Genomic DNA, 8,340 nt, shown 5'->3' with positions numbered 1-8,340 from the left:
CCCCGGGCCTGTGGTTTCCGACGCCCCCCCCCCCCCTGCCCGACCCGACGGGGGCCCCCCCACAAAAACCCCGGTTGCGGCTGACTTCCAGCCTCTCCGGCGTTTGAGGAGCGGGGGTCCGGGGGCAGCGCCCCCGGGAAGGGACAGGAAGGAGCGGCGGGGACGAAAACCCCTCACCCTCAGGCCCGGCGCAGACAAGGTGCACCATGTGGGCATGAGCGTGAGCATCGACATCGCGGGGCTGCGGCCGGAGAGGGTCGCCGTCGTGCCCTCGCCCCTCGCCGAGCTCGGCATGGCGCTGCACGCGCTGTCCGAGCCGGGTCACCACCCGGGGCTCCAGGGCTGGGTGACGGGCGTGACCGCGCGGCTGGACCCGCACCTCGCGGACCGGATGTGCGAGGCCGACTTCCTGTGGCGCACGACGTTCTCGGACCTGTTCCTGCCGAGCGCCGGCCTACCGGGCCGCGCGACGCTCCCGGGCGGGACCCTCGACGAGGAACTGGACCTGCTGGACAGGCTCTCCGACGAGCAGTTCGTGGACGCCGCCCTGGAGTTCACCTGCGCGCTCCCCTACGGCGCTCCGGGCGCGGGCCCGCTCACCGACGAGAACCTGCGGCGCCGCTCGCTGGAGCTGGCCGCCGCGCGGGGGCCGCGCCAGACGGAGTTCACCGAGCGGCTGCTCGCCGACCCGCCGCGGATCAGGGACTGGCTGCGGCGGTTCCTGCGGGACTGCGACGAGGCGTTCTTCGCCGAGGCGTGGTCCCGGCTGCGGCACCAGCTCGCCGCGGACACCCGCCACAAGACCGACCTGCTCCGGCGCAGGGGACTGGCCGAGGCGCTGGCGGCGGTGTCGCCCGCGGTGACGCTCGACGAGGCCGCCGGGCGGATCACCGTCGACAAGCTGGGCGAGGGACGTACGGCCACGGGCGACGGCGGGCTGCTGCTGATCCCGACCGGTCTCGGCCGACCGCACCTGATGGTGCTGCACCGGTACGGCTGGCAGCCGGTGCTGCACTACCCGGCCGGCTCCGCCGAGCCGGCCGCCCCGCCGACGGTCGAGCAGCTGGCCCTGCGGATGACCGCGCTGTCCCACCCGGTCCGCATGCACATGTGCCGCCACCTCGCCCGCAGCGCGTACACCACCGGCGAGCTGGTCCAGGTGCACGGCATGACGGCACCGGAGATATCCCGGCACCTGGGCGTGCTGAAGAAGGCCGGCCTGGTCACCACCCGCCGCCGTGGGCGGTACGTGCTGCACCAGCTGGACGTGGCGGTGGTGGCCCGGCTCGGCAGCGACTTCCTGGAGGGGATCCTGCGCTGACGGCGCGTACGGCGTCCGTCAGTCGAAGCGGATGTGCCGGATGCTCACGCCCGTCTGCCGCAGCCGGGTCCGCAGCCGGCCCTCGTGGTTGGGGCGCAGGGTCAGTCCGGCCAGGACGGCGATGCGGTCGGCCGTTCTCGGCACCGTGGTGCGGTCGGTCCACAGGTGCTCGGCGAACTCCGGCTCGCTCAGCCGCTCCAGGCAGTGGTCGAGCCGCTGCACCGCCCAGCTCTCCCGGCGCAGTGCGGCGTCGCCCATGACGGACCCGAGGAGGTGGCCGATGCCGCGCTCGCGCAGCCGTCGCAGCACCGTCGCGCGCTCGGCGAGGAGGGTGAAGTGACGTACGTCGTGCCCGAGTTCCCGCAGCCGTCCGACGGTCTCCGCGAAGTGGCCGGAGTCCGTGACGGTCATGGGGGCGATCACCACGCCGTCCTGCTTCGTCAGGGCAAGGTCGAGGACCTCGACGACGCCACGCCGCCAGGACTCCAGGTCCTGGAAGTCGCCGCGCAGTCCGGGCGGCAGCATGCGGTGCAGGCCGAACCCGGGGTGCTCCGGGTCGCAGACGACGCTGCCCGGCAGGCGGCGCCGTATCTCGTGTGCGGTCTGTGTCTTGCCGCCCCCGAAGGGCCCGTTGATCCACAGCAGCATGCGCGCACCCTACCGGCGCGCGGCCGTCCGTTCAGCCGTGTCCGCCGGCCCGTACCAGACCCGTCTCGTAGGCGAGGACGACCACCTGCACCCGGTCCCGCAGGCCCAGCTTGGTCAGGATGCGGCCCACATGGGTCTTCACGGTCGCCTCGGACAGCACCAGCCGGGCCGCGATCTCGCCGTTGGACAGGCCCTGCGCGACCAGCACCATGACCTCCCGCTCGCGCTCGGTGAGGCGCTCCAGCTCCTTGTGCTCGGGCTGCTTGCCCGTGCTGGGCAGCATCGGCGCGAACCGGTCCAGGAGCCGGCGGGTGGTGGACGGGGCGACCACGGCGTCGCCGCTGTGCACCGCGCGGATCGCGGCGAGCAGCTCGCCCGGCGGCACGTCCTTGAGCATGAAGCCGGACGCGCCCGCCTTCAGCCCGGAGAAGGCGTACTCGTCGAGGTCGAAGGTGGTGAGGATCAGCACCTTCGGCGGGTCGGTGTCCGCGCAGATCCGGCGGGTCGTCTCCACGCCGTCGAGCTTGGGCATGCGGACGTCCATCAGCACCACGTCGACGGCGGTGGACCGCAGCACCTCCAGGGCCTCGACGCCGTTGCCCGCCTCCGCCACGACGTCCATGTCCGGCTGGGCGGCGAGCACCATCCGGAACCCGGTGCGCAGCAGCACCTGGTCGTCGACGAGCATCACGCGGATCGTCATCGGGGCCTCTTCCATTCGGTCGTCAAGCCGTCGCAGGGGGTGTGACAGGTGTCAACAGGGGGCGTGCGTGGGCGTCAATGCGCGGGTTTGAGCGGCAGCAGCACACTGATACGGAATCCTCCGCCGGGGCGCGGACCCGCGTCCAGGGTGCCGCCGACCATACCGACCCGCTCGCGCATGCCGATCAGGCCGTGGCCCTGCCCGTCGTAGCCGCCCTCCTCGTACAGCTCGTGCGGGGCGCCCTTGCCGTCGTCCTCCACGAGGAGGCCGAGACCGTCGTCGAAGTACACCAGGCGCACGCTGGCGCCCACATCGGAGCCCCCGTGCTTGCGGGTGTTGGTGAGCGCCTCCTGCACGATGCGGTACGCGGTGAGCTCGACGCCGCTGGGCAGCGGGCGCGGAGTGCCCTCGACCTTGAAGTCCACCGGCAGTCCCGACCCCCGGCACTGCTCGACGAGGTCCTCTATCTGCTGCACGTCGGGCTGCGGCACGTACTCCCCGGCCTCCTGGTGCTCGCCGGTGCGCAGCACGCCCAGCAGGCGGCGCATCTCGGCGAGGGCCTGGCGGCCGGTGGAGGAGATCGTCTCCAGGGCCTTCTTCGCCTGGTCGGGGGCGGCGTCGAGGACGTAGGCGGCGCCGTCGGCCTGCACCACCATCACTGACACGTTGTGCGCGACGACGTCGTGCAGCTCGCGGGCGATCCGGGCGCGTTCGGCGGCGACCGCGACCTTGGCCTGCGCCTCGCGCTCCTTCTCCAGCCGGGCGGCCCGCTCCTCCAGCTGCGCGAAGTACGCGCGGCGGGTGCGGATGGAGTCACCGAGCACCCAGGCGAGGGCGAACGGCACGGTCTGGAGGACCATCACGGCGATGTTGGTCGCCACGCCCACATCCTCGGTGGGCCAGCGCAGCTGCGCCAGCGGGGCCGCGCACAGGCCGGCGGTCAGCGCGAGGCGGGAGGCCCAGCGGGCCCCGACCGCCGCGACCGTGTAGACGATCACCAGCAGGGCGAAGTCGGCGGGCATCGTCGCCACGTCCGCGATCAGCTGCCCCAGGCCCACGGCGAGGGCGAGGACCAGCATCCGCTCGGGCATCCGGCGGCGCAGCGCGACGACCAGCGACAGCAGCAGCACGACCGGCACCGTGAGGGCGGGCAGGTCCGTCCCCCGGGACTCCTCCATGCTCGCTCCGCTGATCACCGAAATCCCGAACAGGACCACGGCCCAGAAGCCGTCGACCCACATCGGGTGTCTGCGGAGGAAGTCATAGAGGCGTTGCACGTAACCCAGCGTAGGGAAGCGAAATGCGTGCAGGGGTCAACCGGAGGGCCGATCCCCGGTCGGCACGTGTACTCCGCAAGGTGGAGGCCCGGCATATCCGCGCGCTTAACCTGGGCCGGTGACGACGGCGACGGCGGGGGTGGGGAACCGGTGACGGCAGGGGCAGCGGGGGGCGGCGGCCTGCGGGGCTGGCGGGCGGCGGCCCAGGACGCCCTGTACGGGCCGGACGGCTTCTACCGCGGGCCCGGCGCGGGCCCGGCCGGACACTTCCGTACGTCCGTGCACGCCTCGCCGCTGTTCGCCGGCGCCGTCGCGCGGCTGCTGTGCCGGGTCGACGAGGCGCTGGGGCGGCCGGCGGTGCTCGGCTTCGTGGACATGGCGGCCGGGCGGGGCGAACTGGTCACCGGTGTCCTCGCCGCGCTGCCCGCCGATGTGGCGCCGCGCGTGCGTGCGTACGCCGTCGAGCTCGCCGACCGGCCGGCCGGGCTGGATCACCGGATCGAGTGGCGGACCGAACCCCCGGAGGGGATCACGGGGCTGTTCTTCGCCAACGAGTGGCTGGACAACGTGCCCGTGGACGTCGCGGAGGTGGACCCGTCGGGCGTACCGCGGCTGGTGCTGGTGCGGGAGGACGGGACGGAGCGGCTCGGGGAGCCGGTCGCGGGCGTGGCGGCCGAGTGGCTGGCGCGGTGGTGGCCGTTGGGTGCCGAAGAAGGGCTCCGCGCGGAGATCGGGCTGCCGCGGGACCGGGCCTGGGAGTCGGCCGTCGGCACGCTCGCACGGGGGCTCGCCGTCGCCGTGGACTACGCGCACACGGCCACCGCGCGGCCGCCGTTCGGGACGCTCACGGCGTTCCGGGATGGGCGGGAGACGACGCCCGTGCCGGACGGGACGTGCGACCTCACCGCGCATGTGGCCCTGGACGCGTGCGCGGCGGCCCGCGCGCTCCCCGGCACGCGTCTGCTGACCCAGCGGGACGCCCTGCGCGCTCTGGGCATCAGCGGCGCACGCCCCCCGCTCACGCTGGCGTCCACCGACCCGGCCGGGTACGTACGCGCCCTCGCGGGCGCCGGGGAGGCCGCCGAACTCACCGCGCCGGGCGGACTCGGCGACTTCGGGTGGCTGGTGCAGCCGGTGGGGATCGCGGACGCGGGGGACCTACTTGTCGATGTCGCCGACGACGAAGAACAGTGACCCGAGGATCGCCACCATGTCCGCGACCAGCGTCCCCGGCAGCAGCTCGGTGAGCGCCTGGATGTTGTTGTACGACGCCGAGCGCAGCTTCAGCCGGTACGGGGTCTTCTCGCCCTTGCTGACGAGGTAGTAGCCGTTGATGCCGAGCGGGTTCTCGGTCCACGCATACGTGTGCCCCTCGGGCGCCTTGAGCACCTTCGGGAGCCGCTGGTTGACCGGGCCCGGGGGCAGCTCCGCGAGCCGGTCGAGGCAGGCGTCGGCGAGGTCGAGGGCGTTGTGGGTCTGCTCCAGGAGGCACTCGAAGCGGGCAAGGCAGTCGCCCTCCGCGCGGGTCACCACCTTCAGGACGTCGCCCAGTTCGCCGTAGGCGAGGTACGGCTCGTCGCGGCGCAGGTCGAAGTCGACGCCGGACGCGCGGGCGATCGGCCCGCTCACCCCGTACGCGTGCACCGCCTCCGGGGACAGCACGCCGACGCCGCGCGTGCGGCCACGGAAGATCTCGTTGCCGAGCACCAGGTCGTCGAAGCGGTCCATGCGGGAGCGCACGTCGGCGACGGCGGCCCGCGCGCGTCCCGTCCACCCGGCCGGGAGGTCCTCCTTGAGGCCGCCCACGCGGTTGAACATGTAGTGCATGCGCCCGCCGGAGACCTCCTCCATGACGTGCTGGAGCTCCTCGCGCTCCCGGAAGGCGTAGAAGATCGGGGTGATGCCGCCCAGTTCCAGCGGATAGGAGCCGAGGAACATCAGGTGGTTGAGCACCCGGTTCAGCTCCGCGAGCAGCGTGCGCAGCCACACCGCGCGCTCGGGGACCTCCATGCCGAGCATCCGCTCCACGGCGAGGACCACGCCCAGCTCGTTGGAGAACGCCGACAGCCAGTCGTGACGGTTGGCCAGCATGATGATCTGGCGGTAGTCCCGGGCCTCGAACAGCTTCTCCGCGCCCCGGTGCATATAGCCGATCACGGGCTCCGCGCGGACGACGCGCTCGCCGTCCAGGACGAGTTTCAGCCGCAGCACGCCGTGTGTGGACGGGTGCTGGGGCCCGATGTTGAGCACCATGTCGGTGCTCTCCGCCGCGCCGCCGATACCGACCATGGTCTCCGTCGTGGGAGTCATGAACACAGTCTCCCCTACGTACGCTGGGCCCATGGAGACGGGGAGCCCGCACGACACGGGGACAGCGGGAACGGGCGGGCCGGCGGCCCCGGGCGGCGAGGGGCCGGTGTGGATCGCGCTGCCCCCGGGGCTGCTGAGGATGCGGCGGCTGCTGCTGGTGGTGTGGCTGGGGCTGCTGACCCTGGCCGCCGCGCTGGTGCCGGGGCTGCTGGCCGGGCCCGGCTGGGCCGCCTTCGCGCTGCTGCCGCTGGCCCTGCTGGTCTGGGGCTGGGTGATGCTGGAGCGGAACTGGCGTTCCTGGCGGTACGCGGAGCGCGCCGACGACCTGCTGATCAGCCGGGGTGTGCTGTGGCGCGAGGAGACGGTCGTGCCGTACGGGCGGATGCAGCTGGTCGAGGTCACCTCCGGGCCGGTCGAACGGCACTTCGGGCTGGCCAGCGTGCAGCTGCACACGGCTGCGGCGGCGACCGACGCCACCATCCCCGGCCTCGACCCGGCCGAGGCGGAGCGGCTGCGCGACCGGCTCACCGAGCTCGGCGAGGCCCGATCGGCGGGGCTGTGACGGCCCCGGGCGCCCAGGAGGACGTACGCGACCGGCCGCCCGTGACCGAGAAGCGGCTGCACCCCGTCACGCCGCTCAGACGGGCGTGGGCGCCCGTCGCGGTGCTGATCGGGTGGGCGCTGCACGACCCCGACCAGGCGCAGCGCCAGCTGACCCGGCTGACGACGACGCACCTGCTGATCGGTCTCGCCGTACTCATCCCGGCCGCCGCCCTCTACGGCTTTCTGACCTGGTGGTTCACCCACTTCGCGATGACCGAGAGCGAGCTGCGCATCCGTACCGGGCTGCTGTTCCGGCGCACCGCGCACATCCGCCTCGAGCGGGTCCAGGCCATCGACGTCACCCAGCCGCTGCTCGCGCGGGTGGCGGGCGTGGCGAAGCTCAAACTCGACGTCATAGGCACCGACAAGAAGGACGAACTCGCCTTCCTGGGCGCCGACGAGGCGCGTGCCCTGCGCGCGGAACTCCTCGCGCGGGCGGCGGGTTTCGCGCCGGAGACCGCGCACGAGGTGGGCGAGGCGCCGTCCCGGGAGATGCTGCGGGTGCCACCGGGCGTCCTCGCCGTCTCCCTGCTGCTGACCGGGGCGACCTGGGGCTGGCTCCTCGTCGCCGCCGTGGTGGTGCCGCTGCTGTGGACGGCCACCCACAGCCTGTGGACGGTGCTCGCCACGGCCGTGCCGCTGCTCGGCGCCGCGGGCGCGAGCAGTGTGGGCCGGTTCGTCGCCGAGTACGACTGGACGCTGGGCGAGTCGCCCGACGGGCTGCGCATCGACCACGGGCTGCTGGACCGGGCGCACGAGACGGTGCCGCCTGGGCGTGTACAGACGGTACGGCTGGTCGAGCCGCTGCTGTGGCGGCGGCGCGACTGGGTGCGGGTGGAACTGGACGTGGCGGGTTCGTCCAACTCCCTGCTGCTGCCGGTCGCTCCGCGCGAGCTCGCCGAGTCGGTCGTCGCGCGGGTGCTGCCCGGGGTGAGCGTGCCCCCGCGCGAGGCGTTCTCCCGGCCGCCGCGCCGCGCGCGGTGGTGCGTTCCGTTGTGGTGGCGGGGTTACGGACTCGCCGTCACCGACGCGGTGTTCGCCGCCCGCCACGGGCTGCTGCGACGCAGCCTGTCCCTGGTGCCGCACGCCAAGGTGCAGAGCGTACGGCTGGCCCAGGGCCCCTGGCAGCGGGCCCGGGGCGTCGCGGACGTCCACGTGGACACCGGCGCGAACAAGTCGGTGACGGCCCGCCTCCGGGATGCCACGGAGGCGGCGGCCCTCCTGCGCTCCCAGGCGGAACGCTCCCGCACCGGCCGCAGAGACGCCCGCCCGGACCGCTGGATGGCCTGACCCGCACAGACGACGAGCGCCTGCCAGGGCTGCTGGGGCAGACGCCGCACAGGGGACGGACGCACCGCCCGCACCCGAGCGGGCACAGCCGCACGGAGAAGCCCGCGACCGGAGGGACGGGAGCGCCGCCCGCACGCGCGCGGGTGCACCGGAACGCCGAACGGGCCCCGCGCACACCGCGCGGGGCC

Annotated in this window: 8 protein-coding genes; 4 read left to right on the top strand and 4 right to left on the bottom strand. The window is 73.7% G+C overall.

Going from position 1 to position 8,340, the window contains the following annotated elements; translation table 11 throughout:
* Positions 1-214: 214 nt before the first annotated feature.
* Positions 215-1,321 carry a DUF5937 family protein gene (locus tag ACFV5H_RS37425; RefSeq protein WP_385199152.1) on the top strand — a complete coding sequence of 369 codons (1,107 nt, stop codon included), beginning with the start codon at positions 215-217 and terminating at the stop codon, positions 1,319-1,321.
* Between the two features lie 18 nt (positions 1,322-1,339).
* Here the strand turns inward: ACFV5H_RS37425 and ACFV5H_RS37420 are convergent, their stop codons facing one another.
* The 3 genes from ACFV5H_RS37420 to ACFV5H_RS37410 all read right to left on the bottom strand — a co-directional run bounded on the left by ACFV5H_RS37420 (position 1,340) and on the right by ACFV5H_RS37410 (position 3,949).
* Entirely contained in the window at positions 1,340-1,969 is a 630-nt protein-coding gene (locus tag ACFV5H_RS37420) for an AAA family ATPase (protein ID WP_385058961.1), read from the bottom strand.
* A 31-nt stretch (positions 1,970-2,000) separates the two neighbouring features.
* A complete protein-coding gene (locus ACFV5H_RS37415) occupies positions 2,001-2,672 on the bottom strand; it encodes a response regulator transcription factor (protein ID WP_073936742.1) in 672 nt (223 codons plus the stop codon).
* Positions 2,673-2,746: 74 nt separating this feature from the next.
* Complete coding sequence (locus tag ACFV5H_RS37410) at positions 2,747-3,949, bottom strand: sensor histidine kinase (protein WP_385058959.1); 1,203 nt, start codon at positions 3,947-3,949, stop codon at positions 2,747-2,749.
* Positions 3,950-4,099: 150 nt separating this feature from the next.
* Here ACFV5H_RS37410 and ACFV5H_RS37405 point away from each other — a divergent pair, with 150 nt between their 5' ends.
* Entirely contained in the window at positions 4,100-5,143 is a 1,044-nt protein-coding gene (locus tag ACFV5H_RS37405) for an SAM-dependent methyltransferase (protein WP_385199151.1), read from the top strand.
* On the opposite strand, the gene ACFV5H_RS37400 is transcribed toward ACFV5H_RS37405, so the two are convergent.
* Positions 5,108-6,259, bottom strand: coding sequence for an NADH-quinone oxidoreductase subunit D (locus tag ACFV5H_RS37400; protein ID WP_385058956.1), 1,152 nt, complete (start codon positions 6,257-6,259; stop codon positions 5,108-5,110). The genes ACFV5H_RS37405 and ACFV5H_RS37400 overlap by 36 nt on opposite strands.
* 31 nt (positions 6,260-6,290) lie before the next feature.
* On the opposite strand from ACFV5H_RS37400, the gene ACFV5H_RS37395 reads away from it, so the two are divergent.
* Entirely contained in the window at positions 6,291-6,821 is a 531-nt protein-coding gene (locus tag ACFV5H_RS37395; RefSeq protein WP_385058954.1) for a PH domain-containing protein, read from the top strand.
* Positions 6,818-8,152, top strand: coding sequence for a PH domain-containing protein (locus ACFV5H_RS37390; protein WP_385199150.1), 1,335 nt, complete (start codon positions 6,818-6,820; stop codon positions 8,150-8,152). The genes ACFV5H_RS37395 and ACFV5H_RS37390 overlap by 4 nt, the downstream gene beginning before the upstream one ends.
* Positions 8,153-8,340 lie beyond the last annotated feature (188 nt).

The organism is Streptomyces sp. NPDC059787 (assembly GCF_042732315.1).
GTDB lineage: Bacteria > Actinomycetota > Actinomycetes > Streptomycetales > Streptomycetaceae > Streptomyces > Streptomyces atrovirens.
The sequence above is the reverse complement of the archived record's forward strand: the minus strand, read 5'-3'. Positions and strand labels throughout refer to the sequence as shown.